Source organism: Ramlibacter alkalitolerans, from assembly GCF_016722765.1.
GTDB lineage: Bacteria > Pseudomonadota > Gammaproteobacteria > Burkholderiales > Burkholderiaceae_C > Ramlibacter > Ramlibacter alkalitolerans.
The window spans coordinates 73,090-94,657 of record NZ_JAEQND010000001.1 but is presented as its reverse complement, the minus strand read 5'-3'; the positions used below and the strand labels follow the sequence as shown (position 1 = coordinate 94,657).

18 protein-coding genes are annotated in these 21,568 nt (G+C 68.9%); 4 read left to right on the top strand and 14 right to left on the bottom strand.

Annotated features, from left to right (window positions below):
* Positions 1 to 12: 12 nt before the first annotated feature.
* The gene (gene gspG, locus JI746_RS00415) at positions 13 to 447 is read right to left on the bottom strand and encodes a type II secretion system major pseudopilin GspG (RefSeq protein ID WP_201686809.1); all 435 of its coding nucleotides are present in this window, start codon (positions 445 to 447) and stop codon (positions 13 to 15) included.
* A gap of 146 nt (positions 448 to 593) precedes the next feature.
* Here gspG and JI746_RS00410 point away from each other — a divergent pair, with 146 nt between their 5' ends.
* The 4 genes from JI746_RS00410 to JI746_RS28130 all read left to right on the top strand — a co-directional run bounded on the left by JI746_RS00410 (position 594) and on the right by JI746_RS28130 (position 7,915).
* The gene (locus tag JI746_RS00410; protein ID WP_201686808.1) at positions 594 to 1,232 is read left to right on the top strand and encodes a lytic transglycosylase domain-containing protein; all 639 of its coding nucleotides are present in this window, start codon (positions 594 to 596) and stop codon (positions 1,230 to 1,232) included.
* A gap of 298 nt (positions 1,233 to 1,530) precedes the next feature.
* Positions 1,531 to 2,259: an SCO family protein gene (locus JI746_RS00405; RefSeq protein WP_201686807.1), complete on the top strand. Its 729-nt coding sequence runs from the start codon at positions 1,531 to 1,533 to the stop codon at positions 2,257 to 2,259.
* Positions 2,260 to 2,350: 91 nt separating this feature from the next.
* Complete coding sequence (locus JI746_RS00400; RefSeq protein ID WP_201686806.1) at positions 2,351 to 5,002, top strand: Ig-like domain-containing protein; 2,652 nt, start codon at positions 2,351 to 2,353, stop codon at positions 5,000 to 5,002.
* Between the two features lie 321 nt (positions 5,003 to 5,323).
* Positions 5,324 to 7,915 carry an Ig-like domain-containing protein gene (locus JI746_RS28130; RefSeq protein WP_201686805.1) on the top strand — a complete coding sequence of 864 codons (2,592 nt, stop codon included), beginning with the start codon at positions 5,324 to 5,326 and terminating at the stop codon, positions 7,913 to 7,915.
* Positions 7,916 to 8,121: 206 nt separating this feature from the next.
* Here the strand turns inward: JI746_RS28130 and JI746_RS00390 are convergent, their stop codons facing one another.
* From JI746_RS00390 to JI746_RS00330, 13 genes are all read right to left on the bottom strand, one after another.
* Complete coding sequence (locus JI746_RS00390; RefSeq protein WP_201686804.1) at positions 8,122 to 8,586, bottom strand: VanZ family protein; 465 nt, start codon at positions 8,584 to 8,586, stop codon at positions 8,122 to 8,124.
* Between the two features lie 98 nt (positions 8,587 to 8,684).
* Positions 8,685 to 9,416, bottom strand: coding sequence for a type II secretion system protein (locus tag JI746_RS00385; RefSeq protein ID WP_201686803.1), 732 nt, complete (start codon positions 9,414 to 9,416; stop codon positions 8,685 to 8,687).
* A complete protein-coding gene (locus JI746_RS00380) occupies positions 9,403 to 9,792 on the bottom strand; it encodes a type II secretion system protein (protein ID WP_330892704.1) in 390 nt (129 codons plus the stop codon). The genes JI746_RS00385 and JI746_RS00380 overlap by 14 nt, the downstream gene beginning before the upstream one ends.
* A complete protein-coding gene (locus tag JI746_RS00375; protein WP_201686801.1) occupies positions 9,792 to 10,262 on the bottom strand; it encodes a type IV pilin protein in 471 nt (156 codons plus the stop codon). The genes JI746_RS00380 and JI746_RS00375 overlap by 1 nt, the downstream gene beginning before the upstream one ends.
* Position 10,263: 1 nt before the next feature.
* Positions 10,264 to 12,624 carry a secretin and TonB N-terminal domain-containing protein gene (locus JI746_RS00370; RefSeq protein ID WP_201686800.1) on the bottom strand — a complete coding sequence of 787 codons (2,361 nt, stop codon included), beginning with the start codon at positions 12,622 to 12,624 and terminating at the stop codon, positions 10,264 to 10,266.
* Positions 12,625 to 12,711: 87 nt separating this feature from the next.
* Positions 12,712 to 13,305, bottom strand: coding sequence for a hypothetical protein (locus JI746_RS00365; protein ID WP_201686799.1), 594 nt, complete (start codon positions 13,303 to 13,305; stop codon positions 12,712 to 12,714).
* The gene (locus JI746_RS00360) at positions 13,306 to 13,854 is read right to left on the bottom strand and encodes a hypothetical protein (RefSeq protein WP_201686798.1); all 549 of its coding nucleotides are present in this window, start codon (positions 13,852 to 13,854) and stop codon (positions 13,306 to 13,308) included.
* Positions 13,841 to 14,365 carry a hypothetical protein gene (locus JI746_RS00355; protein ID WP_201686797.1) on the bottom strand — a complete coding sequence of 175 codons (525 nt, stop codon included), beginning with the start codon at positions 14,363 to 14,365 and terminating at the stop codon, positions 13,841 to 13,843. The genes JI746_RS00360 and JI746_RS00355 overlap by 14 nt, the downstream gene beginning before the upstream one ends.
* A gap of 1 nt (position 14,366) precedes the next feature.
* Positions 14,367 to 15,167, bottom strand: coding sequence for a hypothetical protein (locus tag JI746_RS00350; protein WP_201686796.1), 801 nt, complete (start codon positions 15,165 to 15,167; stop codon positions 14,367 to 14,369).
* A complete protein-coding gene (locus JI746_RS00345; protein WP_408004068.1) occupies positions 15,148 to 16,803 on the bottom strand; it encodes a GspE/PulE family protein in 1,656 nt (551 codons plus the stop codon). Before JI746_RS00345 ends, JI746_RS00350 begins: the two co-directional genes overlap by 20 nt.
* Positions 16,804 to 16,864: 61 nt before the next feature.
* A complete protein-coding gene (locus tag JI746_RS00340) occupies positions 16,865 to 17,800 on the bottom strand; it encodes an SCO family protein (RefSeq protein ID WP_201686794.1) in 936 nt (311 codons plus the stop codon).
* Between the two features lie 182 nt (positions 17,801 to 17,982).
* The gene (locus tag JI746_RS00335) at positions 17,983 to 20,787 is read right to left on the bottom strand and encodes a multicopper oxidase domain-containing protein (protein ID WP_201686793.1); all 2,805 of its coding nucleotides are present in this window, start codon (positions 20,785 to 20,787) and stop codon (positions 17,983 to 17,985) included.
* Positions 20,788 to 21,130: 343 nt separating this feature from the next.
* Entirely contained in the window at positions 21,131 to 21,520 is a 390-nt protein-coding gene (locus JI746_RS00330) for a response regulator (RefSeq protein ID WP_201686792.1), read from the bottom strand.
* Positions 21,521 to 21,568: the final 48 nt, after the last annotated feature.

The following is a 21,568-nucleotide window of genomic DNA, read 5'->3' as shown; positions in this document are numbered from 1 at the left end:
CGATCCGCCGTGTCAGTAGGAGATGTCGGCGTTTTCTTCGGTGCCGCCGGGAGCGCCGTCCTTGCCGAAGGACATCAGGTCGAATTCCGCGGTGTCGCCGGGCGACTTGTACACATAGGCACGGCCCCAGGGATCCGGCGGAACGGCCTTGGCCAGGTAGGGGCCGTGCCAGCGGGGCTCGTTGGCGGGCGCCGCGCTCAGGGCGGCCAGGCCCTGTTCGGTGCTGGGGTACTTGCCCAGGTCGATCCGGTACATGTCCAGCGCCTTGACGATGCTGGCGATCTGGGTCTGGGCCGCCTTGCCTTCGGATTTGCCGAGCTGGCTGAAATACCGCGGGCCGACGATGCTGACCAGCAGGCCGAGCACGACCAGCACGACGAGCAGTTCGAGGAGAGTGAAGCCGCGCCCGACGCCGCGACGTGGCTGCTGGGTGGAAAGTTGTCGCATGGAGAGAGTCCCTCGGTTATGGATACACACTCTGTCGCAAATTTGGTGCCCGCGATAGCGGGAAATCAGCGGCGGCGCTGGCGTGGTCCTTGCGAAGGAAAGGTCTACCGGTCCGAGAGCCGGATCCACACTCTCCGGAGCCCACGATGTCGCATCTCCGTCCTTCCTGGCGCCTGCGGGCCGGCGCCGCCGCCGCCCTCTGTTGTTGCGTGCTGGGCGCCCAGGCCGCGCAGGCCCCGATCCAGGTGACCGACGAAGGCGCCGAGGGCGTCCTCCTGAGCAACCTGGACGGCCCGTTCGAGCCCGAGCCCACGCAGGTCCCCACCCCCGCGGCCGCCGCGCCCGCCCCCGCGGCGCGCGCCGGCAGGCCCGTGGCGCTCGCCAGGCGGCGCGAGGCCCTGGCCCCCGTGGTCAGCGCCGCCGCGCGCACCCACGGCCTTCCCGAGGCCCTCCTGCAGGCCGTGATCGAGACCGAGTCGGGTTTCAACCCCAAGGCGGTTTCGCCGAAGGGCGCGATGGGGCTCATGCAACTGATGCCCGGCACGGCGCGGACCCTGAACGTGGCGAACCCCCACGACCCGGCGGCCAACGTGGATGGCGGTGCCCGCTACCTGAAGGACCTGCTGGCGCGCTTCGGCAACAACCTCGCGCTGGCGCTGGCCGCCTACAACGCCGGCCCCGGCAACGTGGAGCGGGCAGGCGGCATCCCCCGCAACGCCGAGACCCAGGCGTACGTGCCCCGCGTCATCTCCCGCTACCACCACCTGCAAAGCGGGCTGGAGTAGCTCCAGCCCCGGGGGTCTCGGGGGAACGGGTTTCCTCCCCCACCCATTGATGGGGAATCCCCCGCCCGCATTCCCCACCCTTTTCCCCATTTCCAGGCCCGGCCCGCGTTCCAGCGGTCCGGGCCTCGTGTTTGATGTGGATCAAAAGATTGGTTTCGGCACCGTGGTGCCGCCGCAACGCTCCTGCCGCCCTCCGAGGTGCCGGAAGAGTGGGCACTTTGGTTCTTGGTCTGCTCTTTGCGTAACACGAGTTACATACGCGCCGAGTTTCCAGCGTCGCGTCACAAGAGGAGCAGTGATGAATTTCAGGAGCAAGACTCTCGCGTGCACCGGGCTGATGCTGGGGATGATCCTTTGCATGCCGCGGGCCTGGTCGCACGGCGACGGTCACGAGGGTCATCACGCCACCACCCCGCCGGCCTCCGTTGCGGGCAAGCCGGTGCGGCCCACCGATGCCGCGGTGCTCGTGGACCAGGACGGCCGCAAGCTGCGCCTGGCGAGCGATACGCTCGCCGGCAAGATCGTGGTGGTCAGCTTCGTCTACACGAACTGCACCGACATCTGCCCGATGGTGTCGCACACCTTCGCGCAGCTGCAGGAGAGCCTCGCGCCGCTGCTGGAGAAGAAGGTGCGACTGGTGTCGCTCACGGGGGACCCGGTGCGCGACACGCCCGCGCGATTCAAGGAGTACGCCGAGCACTTCTCCCCGAAGCCGGGCTGGCTCTGGCTCACGGGCGACGTGAGCAACGTCGCCCAGGCGCTGCAGGCCTTCGGCATCCACATCACGAAGCCCGAGAACCATCCGGGCCAGATCCTGGTCGGCGACGCGAAGAGCGGTCGCTGGATCCGGCTCTATGACATCGACAAACCGCAGCAGGTGTTGGCCAAGGTCGACGAACTGCTTGCTGCGCAACGCGCCGTGCAGCACTCCGTCGACGACGGCGCGCGGCGCGAACAGTGCACCGGGACAGCGCCGCAGGCGGTGTCCGCAGGAGCGAAGCCTGGCTGTGTCGCTCAGCCTGGTTGATGCAGTACCAGCGACGAACCATGAACGTGGGCAAGCGTAAGCCGGTAAATGCTCGCGATCACCATCCCCTTGACAGGAAAACACAGTAATCATGAAACCGAAGCGCAATCTGATTTCGGCGGCGGTGGTCCTTGCCATTGCAGCTGCCTCCGCCTCCCCCGCCTACGCGGTCCTCGAGCGCATGGGCCCGATCGACAAGTCCCCCACCGTCGGCGGCTTCCCGTCGTGGTTCCAGGACAAGACCGGCGTCACGCTGGAGTTCTGCGCGCCCTCGACGCAGGCGGAACTGGATGGCGGCTGGTGCCTGCTGCTGACCGGTGACACCACCGTTCCCGAGAACTTCCCCACGACCTTCTTCGACGAGCACTTCTACTTCGCCGCCGACAACGTGCTGCTGGAGCCGAACTCCGGCTTCCGCGCCCGCCTGGTCATCGCCCAGGAAGCGGCCTTCAACACGGTGCCCATCGCCGATGGCCAGCAAAGTGTGTTCCAGCGCCATCGCATCTTCCTGACGCGCCTGCCCTTCGACGGCGACTACCGCGTGATCACGCCGTACCAGGACGTCACCTACACCAACCAGGTGGCCGGCGAGCGCATCTTCGAAACCAACGACATCGGCATCGCCTGCGCCGACTTCCTGTGCTCCCTCGATGGCCCCAACGGCCCGTGGCTGCTGCCTTCGGCCACCGCCGGCGGCGCCGAAGTGCCGCCCATGCCCGACCTGCTGACGGCCGCACCCGGAACCGACCCGTTCTTCGACAGCGCCGTCGCCCAGGGCGCCGCGCCGACGGGCGATCCCGGCACGGGCAAGAAGTACATCGCCGACCCGGCACGCGTGGGCCCGATCACCGGCAGCCAGCTGGCCCCCATCACGGTGTATGACATCGACAACCAGAACCCCGCCAACACCAAGGGCGTGGCGCGCTCGCAGGACCACAACACCTTCCGCGTGGAAGTCCGTGCCTCGCAGGCCGACGGCAACGGCGACCTGCTGATGGTCCTGGACGGCGCGACGAACTTCACGCTGCAGGGCCGCCTGATGACCGGCAGCATTCCGGGCAACCTGACGGGCACGCGCTCCACCTACAAGGCGGACGCCAGCGGCAACGTGACCGACCTGGACGTGTTCACGCAGGCTTCGCCGACCGTCGTGGCCCGCATCCCCGGCCAGCCGATCTCCCCCGCCGTCACGCCCGTGGTCTCGTTCTACGACGTGGCCTGCGGCGGTGCCATCACCGTCGACCCGCTGACCGGCGCGGAGAAGGTCAACCCCGGCCCGTACACCGCGCCCGCCGGCGCGCCGCACAACCTGGCGAACACCGGCAAGGACTTCTGGGGCCAGAGCTCGCCCGGCGGCCTGCCGCCCAGCCACGTGTGCGTCGAGGACACGAGCTCGCGCAACGCCGCGGGCCAGGTCGTGCCGTCGTACTACCTGGTGCCGGTCACCGACCACGTGATCATCAACACCGCCCACTACGTCGGTCCGGAGAACGGCACGCTGACGGTCAACGCGGTCTCCAGCGACCCGACCGCCGTCCTGTCGGTGGCGGGCTACGGCCCCGCGGCCGCCGGCTCGCCTGGCGTGTCCGTCGGCGTCGGCGCCGGCACCGGCCTCGAGCTCGCCGGCACCGCCGCGCAGATCATCGCCCTGAAGGCCCCGCCGTCCCAGGTGCAGGTGGTCTCCAGCAAGGGTGGCTCCGTGCTGCGCAAGGTCGACACCGCCCATGGCGTCGCCCAGCTGGTGGGTGCGCCGAGCGCCGTCAACGATTCCGCCTCGATCGACGAGGACTGCTCGCCGGCGTCCGCCGCGTCCTGCGCCGTCGGCCAGGGCGTGACGATCGACCTGCTGGCCAACGACACCGTGATGCTGAACGGCACGGTCTCCAGCCTGCGTGACGTCGTCGCGCAGAACCTGGCAACCGTGACGGTCAGCGCGCAGGCCCCGCGCCTGGGCTCCGCCACCGTGTCGGCCGACGGCTTCATGACCTATGTCCCGAGCCCGAACGCGAACGGCACCGACAACGTCATCTACACCGTCACGGTCGACGGCCAGGCCTCCAACCAGGCGGTCGCGGCGGTCACGATCAACGCGGTGAACGACGTCCCGGTGGCCGCGAGCCAGACCATCAACGGTGTGGCGGGCCGGACCGGCACGATCAACCTGCTGCTCGGCGCGACCGATCCGGACGGCGCGACGGACGTCAAGGATGCGGTGCTCACGACGTGGCCCGCCGAACTCGGCCCGCAGCCGACCCCGGTCAACGGCGTGATCAGCTTCACGCCGGCGGCGACGGGCAACTTCTCCTTCAACTTCCTGGTGCAGGATGCCGCGGGTGCGCAGTCGGCCAACACGGCCCTCGGCACCATCACGTCGGTGGCTAGCGAGTCGATCACCTTCCAGGGTGGTTCCACGCAGTACACGATCAACAAGAACCGCTGGATCGTGCAGGGTACGGACACCGTCCGCGCCCGCCAGGAGATCTCGATCGTCTACACCAACGGTATCGCCCGCACGGGTGAGAACTGCGGTGTCGCCGGTTCGGAGAACCTCCCGGCCTGCGTGGTGGGTCGCGTCACGCTGGACGGCACGGGAACCTTCCTGTTCGACCAGATCATCTCGGCGAACAGCTCGCAGGATCCGCGCGGCACGTTCTGGAGCACCCGTCCGACCAACATCCGGGCGTTCTCCAGCAAGCCGGTCCTGGGTGGCAGCACCGCCAGCACGGGCATCTTCTTCAAGTAAGGAGAAGCAAAGCCGCTTGACCGGGAGTTCCGTCCGCGTGTCCCCACACGTGGGCGGTTCCCCCCGGTGTCGGGGAAAACCCCCCGGCACGCTGCGACTGGAGGTTTTGCGGGGAATGTGGCGGATCGCACCGCCGACGACATCCGGAACCTCCAATCGTCAAGCGGCCGAAAGTCGAGAGACAAGTAGTACGTCGGGCAGCGCCTCGCAAGGGCGCTGCCCTTTGTTTATTCCATGGGGCCCAAGAAATGCACAACCAACTGTGAGTCGTGTCGCAGTTCCAGCACGGCCTCGTTCCCCGTACTACTACAGAGGTCACCCGTGAAGCAAAGACGCAATCTCCTGGCAGCCGCCGTGCTGCTTTCCCTCGCCAACCTGCCGGCGTACGCCGTGCTGGAGCGCGCAGGCCCCGTGAACAACGCACCCACCGTCGGCGGTTTCCCGGCGTGGTACCAGGACAAGACCGGCGTCGCCGTCGAATTCTGCGATCCGAAGAACCAGGCCGAACTCGATGGCGGCTGGTGCCTGCTGCTGCCCGGCGACGTCACCATCCCCGAAGCGTTCCCGGGGAACTTCTTCGACGAACACTTCTACTACGCCGCCGACAACGTGCTCAGCGACGCCGGCAACAACTTCACCGCCAAGCTGGTGCTGGCGGTGGAAGCCGCGTTCGCCAACGGTCCCGCCGTTCCCGGCGACCAGATCACCTTCGGCCGCCTGCGCATCCAGACCACGGGCGTGCCTTTCGAGGGCAACTACCGCGTCATCACGCCGTACTCGGAAACCAACTACCTGAACCAGGCCGCCGGCGAACGCATCTTCGAGACGCTGGACATCGGCGCCGGCTGCCAGGGCAACTTCGATTGCACCCTGGCCTCGCCGATCGGCCCGTTCCTGCTTCCTTCCCCGCAGGCCGGTGGCGCCGAAGTGCCGCCCATGCCGGACCTGAAGGCCGCGCCTGCCGGCACCGACCCGTTCTACGACCAGATGGTCGCCCTCGGCGCCGGACCGACCGCCGACGCCGGCACCGGCAGGAAGTACATCGCCGACCCGGCGCGCATCGGCGCCGTGACCGGCAGCCCGCTGCCCGACTTCATCGCGCGCAACATCGACGGCACCACGACCGCGCGCAACCACAACACCTTCCGCATCGAGGCGAGCGACGCCGGCGGCGTGGTGTTCTACACCCTGGACGGCGAGACCAACTTCTCCCTCATGGGACGCCTGGTGGGCGGCGCGCTGCAAGGCAACGTTGCCAACGGCCGTGCCGTGTACAAGGCCGACGGCACCGGCACGGTGACGGCCGTCGACGTGTTCACCACCGCCACGCCCACCGTTCAGGCCCGCATCCCGGCCCAGACGGCGCTCGCGGCCGTCAAGCCGATCCTCGCGTTCTACGACCAGCCCTGCGGCGGCGCGATCACCGTGGATCCCGTCACCGGCGCCACGACCATCAACGACGGCCCGTACACCGCGCCGGCGGGCGCGCTGCCGCACGACATGCTGGTCACCGGCTCCGACTACTGGGGCCAGAGCCAGCCGGGCGGCGTGCCGGCCAGCCATGTCTGCATCGTCGACCAGACCGCCAAGAATGCTGCCGGCCAGGTCGTGCCCGCGTACTACCTGCGCCGCCTGACCGACGAAGTGACGGTCGCGACCGCCGGCTTCAACGGCACCAGCAACGGCACGCTGAGCGTCACCGCCACGTCGAGCGACCCGACCGCCGTCCTGACGCTGGCCGGCTACGGGCCCGCGACCACCACGCCCGGGACTTCCGCCGGGATCGGCGCCGGCACCGGCCTCGAACTGGTGGGCAATGCCGCCACCGTCACCGGGTTGCAGGCGCCGACCAATGTCGTCCAGGTCGTGTCCACCAAGGGCGGCACCGGCCGCCGCGACACCGACACGAGCACCGGCACCACCACGCTGCTCGGCGTGCCGACCGCCTTCGCCGATTCGGGGACCGTCGCCGAGGACTGCGGCGCGGCCGCCTGCGCCGCCGGCCAGGGCGTGACCGTGGACCTGCTGGCCAACGACACGATCCTGCTGAACGGACAGTCCACGACGCTGCGCAACGTGGTCGCCAGCGGCCTCGGCACGGTCACCGTCGCCGTGCAGCAAGGCCGCCTCGGCACGGCCACGGTGAGCGCGGATGGCATCCTGAGCTACACGCCGAACGCGAACGCCAACGGCACCGACAGCGTCATCTACACCGCCACCGTCAACGGCGTCGCCTCCAACCAGTCGCAGGCCACGATCAACATCACGCCGGTCAACGATGCGCCGGTGGCCGGCAACACCGCTTCGGGCGGCGTGGTGGGCAAGCAGAACATCATGAACCTGGTGGCCAATTCCACCGACGCCGACGGCAACGGGGACGTGCGCGACGCGGTGGTCCTCACCTGGCCCACGCAACTCGGTGGGCGGCCCACGCCCGTCAACGGCGTCATCAGCTACACGCCGGCGGCGAGCGGCGCCTTCAGCTTCACCTACCAGGTGACGGACGTGGCCGGTGCGCTGTCCGCCAACACGGCAACCGGCACGGTCACCGTGTCGCCCGGCGAGATCATCACCTTCGGCAAGCACCAGTTCGTGCAGAACAAGAACCGCTGGACCATCGACGGCACCGACAACATCGTCCAGGGCCAGACCATCACGATCGTGTACGAGAACGGCCTGCTCAAGGGCGCCGCGCTGCCCTGCAACGGCACCGCGACCAACCCGACCTGCGTGATCGGCACCTCGCCCGTCGACGGCCTGGGCAACTGGGGCCTCGACAAGGTGGGCGTGTCCGGTGCGCTCAATCCGAAGGCCGGTGCATCGATCTGGGCCTCGCCCCCGACCCACATCCGCGCGTTCTCGACGCTGCCTTCGCTGGGCGGCACGGCCGCGATCGACATCGTGTTCAAGTGATCAGGGACTGATTCGCAAGGAGAGCGAAGCGTTGCCCGCCCGGAAGCGCCATTCCTGCATGCCTTCACCGGCACGGCGCAACCGGGCGGGCGTTTTTTTCGCCTCCTGCGCGGACCCTCCGGACTGAGGCAGCAACGCACCAGGACCGCATGGCGCTGCGACGCGGAGGAAGACCCAGGTCTTCCTCCGCGTTCTTCATGGGCAGGTCAACGGGCGGGCGGAGCAAGCCCGTCGGCTTCGGGCCTGGAAGCGAATCCCACCAGCCAGGCCAGGCCGTAGCCGGCCAGCCCGCCGGCCACGTCCAGCACCGCATGCCAGAGTTCCGGCCGCCGACCCGGCATCCACAGCTGCACCAGCTCGGAGAGCGCGCCCATGGCCACGAAAGCCAGGACGACGCGCCACGCCCGCGCGGCGGGAAAGGCGAACCAGACGGCGACGCCCAGCACGGCGAAGGCCGCGACGTGGTCCAGGTCGCCACCGGGCATGATCTCGTCGAACACATCGGCGACGCGGTTGGCCCAGGCGAATTGCCCGCGCAGGAACTCGATGGCCCCATACGGGACGACCATGAGGGCGAGCACGCATGCGAGAACCACGACCAGCACGATCCGCGGCGCGATCGGCGTGGGCGGCGCGACGGGCGCCGGGGGCAGGCTGGTGTGCTGCTTCATGGGTGTGAGCTTTCCATGGTGGGATTGTGGCCGGCCGTGATGCCGGTCCGCATCGGATTCGCCGAAGGGTGGCCCTTGCTCAAGCCGGCCCCGCCTGGTCAACGCCTGATCTGGATCACCGGCCCCGGGCGGACCGGCACGGGGGGCGCCGCCGGTGCGGCCTGCGTCCCTGGCGCCCCCGGCGCCGCGGCTGCGGGCTGCCCGGACGGCGCGGCGGCCACGGGACTGGCGCTGCCGGGGGTGCCGGTGTCCGCCGTCGTCGACGTCGCAGTGGCGGGGCTGCCCGGTGTGGCCGTCGTGTCCGTGCCCGGCGTGCCCGGCGCGCCGGGCGTCGCCCCGGCCGCCTGCGGCTTGGTCGGCGCACCGGGGAGGTTGTCGGGGATGAACAGCCAGTCGGAATAGTGGGTGCTGCCCCTGAAGTCGCGGAACCTGGCGGGGAAGTTGTCCTGCTTCATCGGCGTGTCGTCGGAGTGGCTGCGCACGCCGGCGATGCGACCGGTGTCCGACATCACGACGTCGAAGCGGTCGCGCGTCATCGGGTCGTTATAGAGCTGGCGCAGGTGGCGCCGCGGCTGCGGAAAGCGCCGGTCCTCCAGCAGGTCCTCGAGCTGCGAGGGGTACTGCCGCGTGCCGGGCGACTGCATGTAGTAGGCGCGGATGGCGCGGGCGTACTGGTTGCCGGTCCAGAGCAGTTCCTTCTCGCGCGCGCGCCGGCTGGCGATGGTCCAGGTCTCGCCGGTGCCGGCCAGGCCCAGGCCCAGCAGCACCAGCAGGAACAGCACGCCCAGGTAGGTGAAGCCCCCCTGGTGGCGGCGCTTACCAGCTCGCATAGGGAGTGCCGTCCTTGGCGTTGCCGGGCGCCCCGCTGTGCACGTCCTTCACGCCACTGGGCTGGCCGGGATCGGCGGCGGTTTCCACCGTCCACTGGTCGGGCGCGCCGGTGATCGGGTCGGCCGGCAGGCTGCGCAGGTACTTCGCCTCCACCAGCGTCTGCAGCGACTCCGGGTAGCGGCCCAGGTCGCCCTTGTAGTGGTCGATCGCGGTGCGCATCACCGACAGGCTCTGCCGCAGGGCCGTTTCCTTCGCGTTGTCCAGGCTGGCGAAGTAGCTGGGCACCGCGATCGTCAGCAGCGTGCCGACGATCGCCAGCACGATCAGGAGTTCGATGAGCGTGAAGCCCTTGCTTCGTGTCCTGCGTTCGTTCATCACCATTCCCGGTAGTTGCTGCCGTCCAGCGCCTTGCCGTCCGACATCGAACGGACGTCGAAGACGTCCTTGCCGGCGCTCGGCGCGTCCGGCGGGCTGTCGGAGCCGCGCAGGAGCCAGGTCTGCGCCGGCTGCAGGCTGGCGTCCCCGAACGGGTCGCGCGGGACGCGGCGCAGGAAATAGATCTTGGCGCCGCCCGCGCTGCTCTTGTCGATCACGCCGCCGACCAGCACCTCCAGGTTGGGCGGATAGCCGCTGTCGGTCGCGGCCTTGGCGATGCGGCCCTGGTCGGCCGCGTCCTTGTAGGCATCGATGGCGTCGCGGATCTGCATCAGGGCGGCCTTGAGCTCCTGTTCCTTGCCCCGGCGCACCACGGTTTCGGCTACCGGCGCGGCCAGCGCAGCCAGCAGCGCGATCAGGGCCACCGTGATGACCAGCTCGATCAGGGTGAATCCGCGCACGCCTCGCATGTCAGGGCTCCACGGCCAGTTCGGCGCTGGCGGCGGGGGCCGCCGGCACGATGCGGTTGTTGGGGCCGATGGCGGAGAAGCCCGTCACGCGCACCGGCGCCGAGGGTGCCGCCGCGAGGCCCTGCACGTGCACGTGGACCAGCGCGCCGTCGCCCGAGGAGCCTTCGGTGCCGGCCGGCCGCGAGATGCCCACGAACACCATCCCGGCGGCGTCGTCGCGGCGGGCGGAGAACGTGGTCGCGGCGCCGTCGCTCTTGAGCAGTTCGCCCTCGGTGACATCCAGCAGCTTCACGGCCTTGGGGTCGTACGCGATCTGGAACGCGGTGCTGACCAGCGGCTGGTCGGCCCGCAGCCGCACGTTGATCGTCGTGTCCTCGCCCACCTTCACGCTGCCGCCGCCATCGAGCGTCAGCGCCACCGGGCCGGTGGCCGGGGCCGCGCTCTGCGGCGCGCCAGCAGGTGCGGCGCCCGGCGCGGCTGCCGGCGGCGCCGTCACCGGCGCGGCCGGCGTGGCCGTGCGGCCGCGGGTCGCCCCGCGCGAGCCGCCGCCGGGCAGCGGCGTGGCGCCGGCGGGCACGCCGGGCGTCGCGGTGCCGGTGCCGGCACCGGGCGTTCCGGGGGGCGCCGTCAGCGTGACGGCGTCGCCGGCGGTGCCGGACGCGGCATCGGGACCCTGCAGCGAAAGCGAGAGCGGGCGCGAGCGCAGGCTGCCTTCGGTGCCGGAGGAGAACTCCAGCTGGTAGGGCGGCAGGTAGGGCGTGTTGCGCACGATGCGCGGGGTGATCGACAGCACCAGTTCGCGCTTGGTCCAGTGGTCGTTGTTGGACCCGAACAGGCGACCGACGGCCGGCACATCGAGCAGGCCCGGCACGCCGTCGGCGGTGTTGTTGTGATCGTTGCGGATCAGGCCGGCCAGGATCTGCGTCTCGCCGTTCTTCAGCCGCAGCGTGGTCGAGGCGTTGCTGGTCCGCACCTGCACGAGCGTGGTGCCGTTGTTGGTCGTGCCCGTGTTGGTCGAGTCGCTGACCTCCAGCACCACCTTGATGGCGACCTCGTCGCTCTGGTAGATGGTCGGCTCGACTTCCAGCTTGATACCGGTGTCGAGGTACTGCACGGTCTCGGTGGTCACCGGGCCCTGCGTGGACGGCACGGAGGTGGCGTTCACAATCGGGATGCGGTCGCCGATGTGGATCTTGGCCTTGTCCTTGTTGCGCACCCGGATGCGCGGCGAGGCCAGCGTGTTCACGTCGGTGTTCTGCTGCTGCACGCGGGCCTGCAGCGGGCGGTCGATGCCGATGCGGCTGCTGTTGATCGAGCCGCGCAGCGAGCTCAGCAGGGTGGCCGCGCCGCCTTCGGCCGGCAGCACGGTGAAGGTGGAGGGCCACTCGAGCCCGAGGTCCAGGATCTTGTCGCGCGAGACGTCCAGCAGTTCGACTTCCAGCACCACCTCGCCTTCGGCCTGATCCTGCGCCTGCAGCAGCTTCTCGGCCAGGCGCACCGCGTCGGGCGAGTCGCGCATGGTCAGCGAGTTCAGCTTCTCGTCGATGAACAGGTCCTTGGTCTTCAACATGGTCTTGATCAGGGTCTGGGCCTGCTTGACGTCCATGTTGGTGATGAAGAAGGTGCGGATCACCCAGTCCTGGTACTCGCGGATCTTGGCCGGCGTGTTCGGGTACACCAGGACGGTGTTGTCGTTGATGACCTTCTTCTCGAGCTGGTTCTGCGACAGCAGCAGGTCGAGCGCGTCCTCCACCGGCACCTGGCGCACGAAGATCGTGGCCTTGATGTCGGACTTCACGTCCTTGTCCAGGATGAAGTTGATGGCCGTCGTGCGCGACAGGGCATCCAGGATCATGCGGATGTTGGCGTCGCGGAATTCCAGCGTGACCGGGCGCGTGAATTTCGTGCGCAGGCGCGGGTAGGTGCTGACGGTGCGCGCATGCTCCTGCTCGATGTCGCGGCGCAGCGCCAGCGCTTCCGGGGAGTTCGGGTCGAGCGAAAGGATCTGCGTGAGCTGCTTCTCGGCCAGTTCCACGTCGCCGCGGCGGAAGGCGGCGCGGGCCTGCTTGACCATGTCGTCCAGGTTGCGCCGCTGCTCCAGCGTGCGCACCGCGTCGATCGCGCGCGTATTGCGCGGCGACAGGCGCAGCACGCGCCGGTAGCCCTCCATGGCGGCGTCGTATTCACCGGCCGAACGCATGCGGTCCGCGCGCGCGAGCAGCGTGGCGACGATGCGCTCCTGCTCCAGCACCAGCGCGGAGCGGTACTCCGGCTCGCTCGGCGACTGCGCCGCCGCGTCGTTCAGGCGCGCCAGCCCCTCCTCGTAACGGCCGGCACTGATCAACGCCTGCCCTTCCTTCATGGCCTGCTGCGAGGCGCAACCGGCAAGGGCGATGGAGAGAGCGAGTGGTAGCAGCCTGAGCCTGTTCTTCTCCGTACCAAACAACATCTAGGACTTTCCGATCGTTATGGTTTGTTGCGCGTTCATCGGCAAGTACGTCAGCAGCAGCTGGTTGGCGTCGATCCGTTCGAGGCGGTACTGGCCATCGATGACGTCGCCGACTGCGACTGCGTACAGGCGTTCCCCGCGTTGCAGGAACACCTTCATCTTCCCGTCGTCGATCCTTCCCATGAAGGAGAAGGGCACGGGTGGGGCGGCGGGAGGAGGTGGGGGCGGCGGCGGCGGCGGGGGCGGCGCGGGCGGCGGCGGAGGGGGCGGCGGCGGCGGCGGCGGCTGCCATGACTTGACCGCGAAGGCTTGCGGGGGCGGCGCCGAGGCGGCGGCCGCAGCGACGTCGGCCGCTGCCGCGTTCGCCGCGGCGGTTTCGCCGGCGCGCAGGGTGGCCAGCGGGGCCGGGGCGGTCTCGACGGCCGCGGCGGGGCGCGGGGCTGGTGCTGGCGCGCCGCGGGTTGCCGCGCCGCGGGCCGGGCGGCTCGCCATCGCCACGGTTTCGGGCGCCGGGGCCGGCGTGATGTAGTCGTACGCCACCAGGGCGCCCGCGCCACCCAGGAAGGTGGTCCAGAAGATCAGGCGCTTGTTCATCTAGCGGCTCGCAAGGAACAGGGACAGCTGCACGCGGGCTTCCACCTGCGCCTCGCCGATGCTCTGGCGGGACACCGCGACATCGTCGAGCGCCAGCCCGGGAACCGTCTTCTGCGATTCGGCGATGAAGCGCCGGATCTGGCTGTAGTTGCCCTTCAGGGGCAGCGTGATCTTGTAGCGCACCAGGCCCGCGGCCGGCAGGTCGGCGCCGGTGTACTCGCCGTGCATCAGCGACAGCTTCTCCGCGTTCGCCGCGGCGTAGATGCGCTCGACGTACTGCGTCACCTCGCTGGTGGCGGGCAGGGCGCTGTAGAAGCGCTCGCGGCGCTGCGCCGGCGACAGCGGCGCAGCCTCCGCGCCGCTGCGCACGGCCGCGGCCCTGCGCTCGGCGCGCGCCAGCTTGATTTCCTCGGCGGCCAGCTGCTGGCGCGCCGGCAGCAGCACGCCTGCGCCGTAGGCCGCGCCGCCCAGCACCAGCAGCGCGCCGATGGCGCCCGGCCAGCGCAGCGCCAGCAGGCGCTCGACGATGATCAGCTTAGGGATTCGCACTTTGGACTCCCCACTGGGCCAGGATGTGGAAGCGCACCGGCTTGAAGGGCATGTCCTTCATCACCGTGTGATCGAGCAGCACCACCTGCGCCAGCGCGGGGTTCTGCTGCAGCTGGCGCTGGAACGCCAGCATCGCGTCGAGGTTGCGCGCCTCGGCGTGGATCTTGACCTGGCGGCGCTGCGCGTCGGGCGCAATGGCGATCAGGGCGACATCCTGGCCTTCGGCCGTTTCCAGTGCCGTGAAGAGGGTGTCCCACGGCAGCCGGGCGCCATCGAGCAGCTTGCGCGCGGCGATCACGCTCTTGTCGTCGGGCTGGTTGCCGGCCAGCGCCACGGCGCCACCGGGGGCTTGCAGGTGCGCGATGCGCAAGGCGTGCGCGTCCTTCTGCGCATCGACCTTGGCCTGTTCCTGGCCGAGGCCGGCGAGGGCGGCGAGGCCGGCCACCAGCAGCAGCCAGCCGGCCGCACTGGGCGCCGGCTTGCGCTGGAAATCGAACTGCAGGCGTCGCATTTCAGTTCACCGTGAGGGCCATGGCAAGAAAGGGATCGTCGGCGCGCTGCGACAGACCGATGGTGCGCGGCGTCACGCCCTGGCAGGGCGGCACCTTCAGGGCATCGTTGCCCGGCGCGTGCACGAACACGGGCGGCATGCCCTCGTCCGCCAGGCCGGCGAGCTGCGCCTCGCGCTCGATCAGGTGGGCGAGCTCGTGCGGCCGGGCGCCGCTGGCGGTGCTGCGCAGGCTGCGCCAGCGGCCGCCGCTGGCGACCAGCACGCAGCTGCGCGCCGGCTCCGCCAGCACGAACATGAAATCGCGCGAGCCGACGCTGCCGCGCACGCGGTCGAACGCGGCGGACAGGTAGGGCTGCACCGAGACGAGCTTCAGCCGGGACGCGGCCACCGCGTTGCGCAGGCCGTGCAGCAGCGTCGATTCGACGCCGGCGGCGATGCGCGCACTGCCCGAGCGCTCGCGCCCGATCAGGATCTCGCGGCCGCCCGAGTCGCTGCCGAAGGTCTCGTCGAACAGGATGCCCGCATAGGCCGCCTGCTCGGAGGGACGGCCGACTTCCGCGCGCCACGGCAGCAGCACGTACTGCACGAAGTGGTTGGACAGCACGATGGTGAGATCGCCGCGACCGACTTCCGGGCGCGCGAGCAGCCCGGCGAGCGCCGCGATGGCAACCTTCGCGGTCGGTGCCTCGCACTCGGCCTGCGAATGCAGCTGGGGCGCACCGCGCCAGCCGGCGCGCCGCGCCAGCACCACGCGGTCGGGCCCCACCACCGCGGTGAAGCGCTCACGCAACAAACGTGACACGATTGATCTCCTGCAGGGTCGTGCGGCCCAGGGCCACCTGCGCCACCGCCGATTCGCGCAGGAAGCGCAGGCCCCGCTTGCGGGCCGCCTCCTTGATGCGCGCGATCGGCTGCCGGTCGATGATCAGCTGGCGCAGCTCGTCATCGAACAACAGGATCTCGGCGATGGCGGTGCGGCCCCGGTAACCGGTGCCGCGGCAACGGCCGCAGCCCTTGCCCACGACGAAGTGATAGTCCTTGACGGCTTCGGGATCGAGCCCCGACTCCACGAGTTCGGCGATGCCCGGCTTGACCGGCGCGGCGCAGCTCGAGCAGACCTGGCGCAGCAGGCGCTGCGCGAAGATGCCGTTGAGGGCGGAAACCACGCTGTACGTGTCCACGTTCATCTGGTTCAGGCGACCGATGACGTCGAACACGTTGTTGGCGTGGATGGTGGTGAACACCAGGTGGCCGGTGAGGGCCGACTGCACCGCGATCTGCGCCGTCTCGGCATCGCGGATCTCGCCCACCATGATCTTGTCGGGGTCGTGGCGCAGGATCGAACGCAGGCCGCGGGCGAAGGTCAGGCCCTTCTTCTCGTTGACCGGGATCTGCAGCACGCCGGGCAGCTGGTATTCGACCGGGTCCTCGATGGTGACGATCTTGTCCTGGCCGTTGTTGATCTCGGAGATCATGGCGTACAGGGTGGTCGTCTTGCCGGAGCCGGTGGGGCCGGTCACCAGCACCATGCCGTAGGGCTCCTTGGCCAGCTTGCGCATCACCTTGATGTCCTGCTCCTCGAAGCCGAGGGAGGACAGGCGCACGCCCTGGGCGGAATCCGCCAGGTCCTTCTTGTCCAGGATCCGCAGCACGGCGTCCTCGCCGAACACGCTGGGCATGATCGAGACGCGGAAGTCCACCGGGCGGCCCTGGATGCCGACCTTGAAGCGGCCGTCCTGCGGCACGCGGCGTTCGGCGATGTCGAGTTCGGCCATCACCTTGATGCGCGAGACGACCTGTTCGGCCATCTCGACGCCCTGGACGCGGCTGATCGAGGTGAGCACGCCGTCGACGCGGTACTTGATCGCCAGGCCGACGTCGGTGCTTTCCAGGTGGATGTCGCTCGCGTGCGCCTTGAGCGCGTCGTACAGCGTGGAGTTCACCAGCTTGATGACGACGCTGGCGTCCTCGTCGATGCGCACCAGCGAGAGGTCTTCCACCGCCTCGCCGGCCCGCGCCTCGACATCGCTGCCGGTATGGACGCTCTGCACGGCGCGGAAGGTTTCCTCGTGCCGCGCCAGCAGGGCGGCCAGGTCCTCGGGATGCGCCAGGTACAGCGGTGCGCCGCCGAGGCGGGCGTCGAGCCACGCCACCAGCGCGCTGTCGAACGGATCGGCGAAGACGCCGACCGTCTCGCCCGTGGCCAGGTGGACCACCGTGCATTCGCGCTGCAGCGCCTTGGTCAGCGGGATGGTGCTGAAGTCGGGCGTGCTCGCGAACAGCAGGGCGCTCGGGAGCCAGGGGTAGTGAAGCGTGGTCGCCACCGCCTGGAGGAAGGCGGCGGGGTCGAGCCCCATCACGTCCTCGAGTTCGGCGATCACCCGGCGCCCGGAGGCGGCGGCACGCTCGCGCGCGGCCTTCAGCAGGCCGGGCGCCACGCCGCCTGTCTCGGGCAGCGCGTGGAGCAGTGGGGTACCGATTTTCGACTCCTCGCGTTCTTTACTTCTTCGCCTGGAAGGCCGCGCTGCCTTGTTCCAGGAACGACAGCACTGCCTCGACATCCGCTTCGGACAGCTTCAGGTTCGGCATCGCCAGCTTGTTGTACTTCTCGTACAGGCTGACGGCGATCGGGTCCTTGGCTGCCAGGACGGCGTCCGGTTCCTTCAGCCAGCGGACCAGCCAGCCACGCTGGCGGACCCGGGTGACGTGCGTGAGGTCCGGACCAATGGATTTTGCAGTTTCCGTGCCCGGCTGGCCAACGGTATGGCATGTGACGCAGCGTGTACGAAACAGTTCCTCCCCTTTTGACAACGTCGGGAGCCTGACCGGTGCATTTTCATACTTCGGGTTCGCAACTTTCGGCGGCACCTTCCAGTTGGAAAGCCAGCTCCCCACCTGGGTGGCGAGCACCTCCGGGTTTTCCATGGGAGAGGCCTTCTGCCAGCGCCCGGTGAGCTGGTTGCCGACGATCACCGCGAGGTCGTGGTCGATCACGCCGGGGTTGTCCTTGTTGATCGGGGGCATGTAGAGCCCGAGGCGGGCGCGCAGCAGGTCGATGTCCTTCTGCTTGCCCGTGAGGAAAGTCCAGCCCGGCGCCACGTTGAACTTCGCCATGTAGGCCTTCAGGGCCTCGGGCGTGTCGTTTTCAGGGTCGATCGAGATCGAATAGAAGAACACGTCCTTGCCGACCCGGTCCCCGAGCAGGTCCTGGACCTGGCGCAGGCGGGCGGTCTCCATGCCGCAGGCGGCGGAGCACCCAGTAAAGATGAAGTTGATGACGACGACCTTGCCCTTGATCAAGTCGTCGAAGAAACGGACCGTCTTGTGGTCCTGGGTGACGAGCGGCACGTTGGGGAAGTAGTTGGCACCCCAGGGGCTCGCCTGCGAGCCGTTGGCGGCATGGCCGGGAGCGGTCCACCAGATGCCGGTGAGCACCAGGAGGAAGGTGACCGTTCGGAGAAGGTCGCGAAGCGTGACGGGAATCATGGAGTCTTTCCTCTCTTTCGTTGTGAACCGGGGTACTGCCAAGAGCTACTGCAAGAACCGCTCCAACCTGAAAGGCGGGTGGGGGCGCCGGACCGCCTCCACCCGCCTGCCTACCTACTCATGCCCCCGGCTCATTGACTGCCCAGGCTGCCGAGGCCCGTGCGGAAGGTCGGGATGCCGACCGAAGGCGCGTACTCCACACCGTCCCACGTCGGCAGCGGCGTGGGCATGACCATGAACTGGCCGGGCCGCTCGATGTCCCAGCGCAGCAGCATCGCGTTGTCCTCGTGCTGCGTGTTGTGGCAGTGCTCCACGTAGGTGCCGGCGAATTCGCGGAACTTGATGGCCAGGGTCAGGGAACCGCCGCTTTCCGGGTCGCCCCCGATGCGGTAGACGTCCTTGCGCGACCACTTTTCCCATTCCGGCGGCGCCTTGCCGTTGCGGTCCAGGATGATCCCTTCCTCGAAGTGCACGTGCACCGGGTGGCTCCAGCCGCCGCCGGAGGTGATCCGCCAGACTTCCGTGGTGCCGTCGCCGGAGGCGCCGGCGTCGGTCGGGCCGCTCGCCAGCTGCGGGGCGGCGCTGATGCGGCGCGGATCCGCGGTGTACGACACGCCGCCGTCGGCCTTGACCGTCCAGGGGTTCACGTCCGTGCCGCTCGAGCGACCGAAGTCGAAGGTGCGGTAGCGGGCGTTCTGCAGCGCGGCCATCTGCGACCCGTTGCTGCGATCCAGCCAGAGCGGGATCATCTTCTTGCCGGCGGCCTTGCCGGGCTTGGCGGGCTCGTACTCGGCCGGGTTCATGCTCAGGTCGGTGCCGGTGTAGGCCTTCACCACCAGCTGCATGGACTTGCCGACCGTCGGGTCACCCTTGTCCCATTCGCGGCCGCCGTCCTTCAGGACCGGCTTGTACTTCTCCGACAGGATGTCGGCCAGCGGGATCTTCTTCTTCGCGATGATCCCGGTGTCGTGGTGCATCGTGTTGATGAAGTACAGCTTGGTGCCGGCAGCGAACTTGGAGAAGTCCACGACGATGTCGTAGCGCTCCGCGATCGCCTGGGTCGGCAGCGAACCCTTGTGCTCGTCCTTGTTGCCGTTGGCATCCAGGTCCATGGTGCCGTCGAACGGAACGGCGTGCTCCAGGATGTTGCCGTCGTTGGCGACCATGTGGAAGGGCACGCGGTTGTACGACTTCCCGGAGCCGGCCGGGCCCTTGTACTCGCCGGAGCTGCCCTGGACTTCCGCCACGAGGGAGAGCGCCAGGTAGCGGGAGACCGAGCCGTTCAGGATCCGGAAGCGGTACTTGCGGGCCCGCACGTCCAGCACCGGGGCGTACTGCCAGTTCACCAGCAGGCGGTCGCCGATGAAGCCGTCCTTGTTGAAGGGGTTGAACCACAGCTGGCCGTTGCGGTCCCAGGCCTTGTCGCCGATCACCAGGTTCACGTCGTAGTCGCGGTTGCCCCAGGGCATGTTCTGCCCGGACGGCAGGCGCAGGTTCACCCCGTCGTCGATGGCCTCGTTACCCCGGTCCAGGCCGGAGTAGTAGTTCATCATCACGGCGTTGCCCTTGTAGACGTTCTGGGCCGTGAAGTCGAGCATGTGGTCGTGGAACCAGTGCGTGGACATGGTCTCGCGCCAGTCGCCGCGGATGTTGATCTTGCCGTTCTGGCAGGTCTTCACCCCGGGGTTGCTGTCGTTGACCCACAGCGTCTCGCCGTCGGCGCAGGGGAAGGACGCACGCGGATCCGACGCCGTCGTGTTGATGGAGTCGTAGCCGGCGAGCTGCAGGGGCCAGCGGTAGTCGTAGAACTGGCCGGGGAAGAAGAAGGCGTTGGCGAAGCCGTCGCTTTCAGCCGGCGAGTGGCCGTTGTGCTCGTGGGTCGTGATCGTGTGCAGACCGAAGCCGCGGTTGGCGGAGGGGTCGATCGGCAGCGCGTTGTAATGGCGCATCAGCAGCGGCTGGCCGTAGCGCGCCATCAGCAGCTTCGGGGGCAGGGTGCCGTCGAAGGTCCACAGGGAGTGCTTTTCCTGCGTCGGCATGTTCGGGTGGATCTTGATCGCGATCCCCCGGGTCGTGCCGTTGAACGCCGGGTTGCTGTTGTCCGCGGTGTTGTAGTACAGGCCACCCGGGCCGAACTCGCCGACCTGGTAGTTGTGCATCTGCTTGTGGTCGCGCAGGCCGGTGTTGACGCGCGAGGGCGCCTGCACCGTCTTGTAGTAGGCCTGGGGGTAGAACTCGTTCCAGCGCTGGTGGGCCCAGCCTTCCCCTGGCGGACGGCCTTCGGCCGGCGGGTTGACCAGGAAGCGGCCGAGGAACTGCTCGATGTCCGGCTTCCAGGGGTTCTGCAGGCCCGTGTTCGCCTCGCGGGTCGGGAACGGGGAGATGCCGGCCTGGCGCAGGAAGGCGTCGAGCTCGAGCGGGTCCGCCGTGCTGCGCGCGACGTCGGCGTCCAGCTCCGGGCCCGCGCCGGCCTTCGGGCGGGGGAAGGGCAGGGTGCCGGCTTCCACGTTCGGATCCAGCTTCTCGGGCCCGAACTCTTCGAACATCAGCAGCTTCTGCGTGAACGGCTGGGCGCCGAACATCGGGCTGGGGTAGCCGTCGGTGGGGTAGTTGTACGAGCTCAGCGCGTCGCGCTGGATCACGTTCTCGTCCGCCAGCTCCGTCTTGTGCAGGTACTCGCCGCCGCCCAGCTCCATGGAGCCCTCGTTGGCTTCCGGCTGGCTGAGCAGGTCCTGCAGGGCCTGGATGGGGTTCGCCGGCTGCTCATAGCCGTGCGACGGATCGGTCATCGGCGGGTCCTCGAAGGAATCCAGGCCCGTGGCCATGCTGGTGTTGAGGCTGAAGGTGCCGATCGCGGCGGCACAGACGGCCGTCAGAACGAACCCCGGTTTGCTGGCGGCGGCTTGGCGCCGCTCTTTCCCGCTGCTTGCTTTCATTGATGCGCTCCTGAAGGTGAGTTTTCTTCGATCGTTGCTGTGCAACGTCCTGGTCTCCTGCATCAACTCAATCGCATCAAGTGTGCCAGCTTTGATACATCAAGAAACAGATGAACACAACCGTCGGGCAAAGTACCCCGATCGGGGCAACCGGGTTCAGACCAAGGTGCCGTGGGGGTGGGGGAACCCCGGAGGTGGGGAAAATGCCCCGAATTCAGGCGCGCGGCGCCCAAAGCTCATCCTCGGCGCGACGTGACGCTGCTTCGGGCCTCTGGGGCCGAAGTGAGGAATTGCCGGGGAATCGGGGGGAAGTCCCCGATCCGGGGTGGAGCGGGGCGGCTTCTCAGGTCTCGTGCGTGCCGCAGTTGCAGTGGGCCGCTTCGGCGATCAGCCACTGTTCCATCTCGGACAGGGCAAAGGGCTTGTACAGGACCTGCCGGATCCGGTGCTCGCGGGCCTGCCGCACGACGATCTCGCCGGTGTGAGCCGTCATCAGAATGCAGCCGCAGCAGTCGTGCCGCGCCCGGATGGCGCCCAGCGTCTGGAAGCCGTCCATGCCGGGAAGCTCGTAATCCATCAGGATCACACAGGGCTTGCTGCTCGCCACCGCCTGCAGGGCATCCTCGCCGCTGCGGGCGAGCAGCGCCTGCCAGCCCCGGCGGCGCAGGAACTCCTGCAGGTTGTCCCCCAGCAGGTGCTCGTCTTCCACGATCAGGACGGATCCGCGAGACACATCATTCCTTGGACTGCATGGCGCGATTCGAAATGCAGAGCATGACTT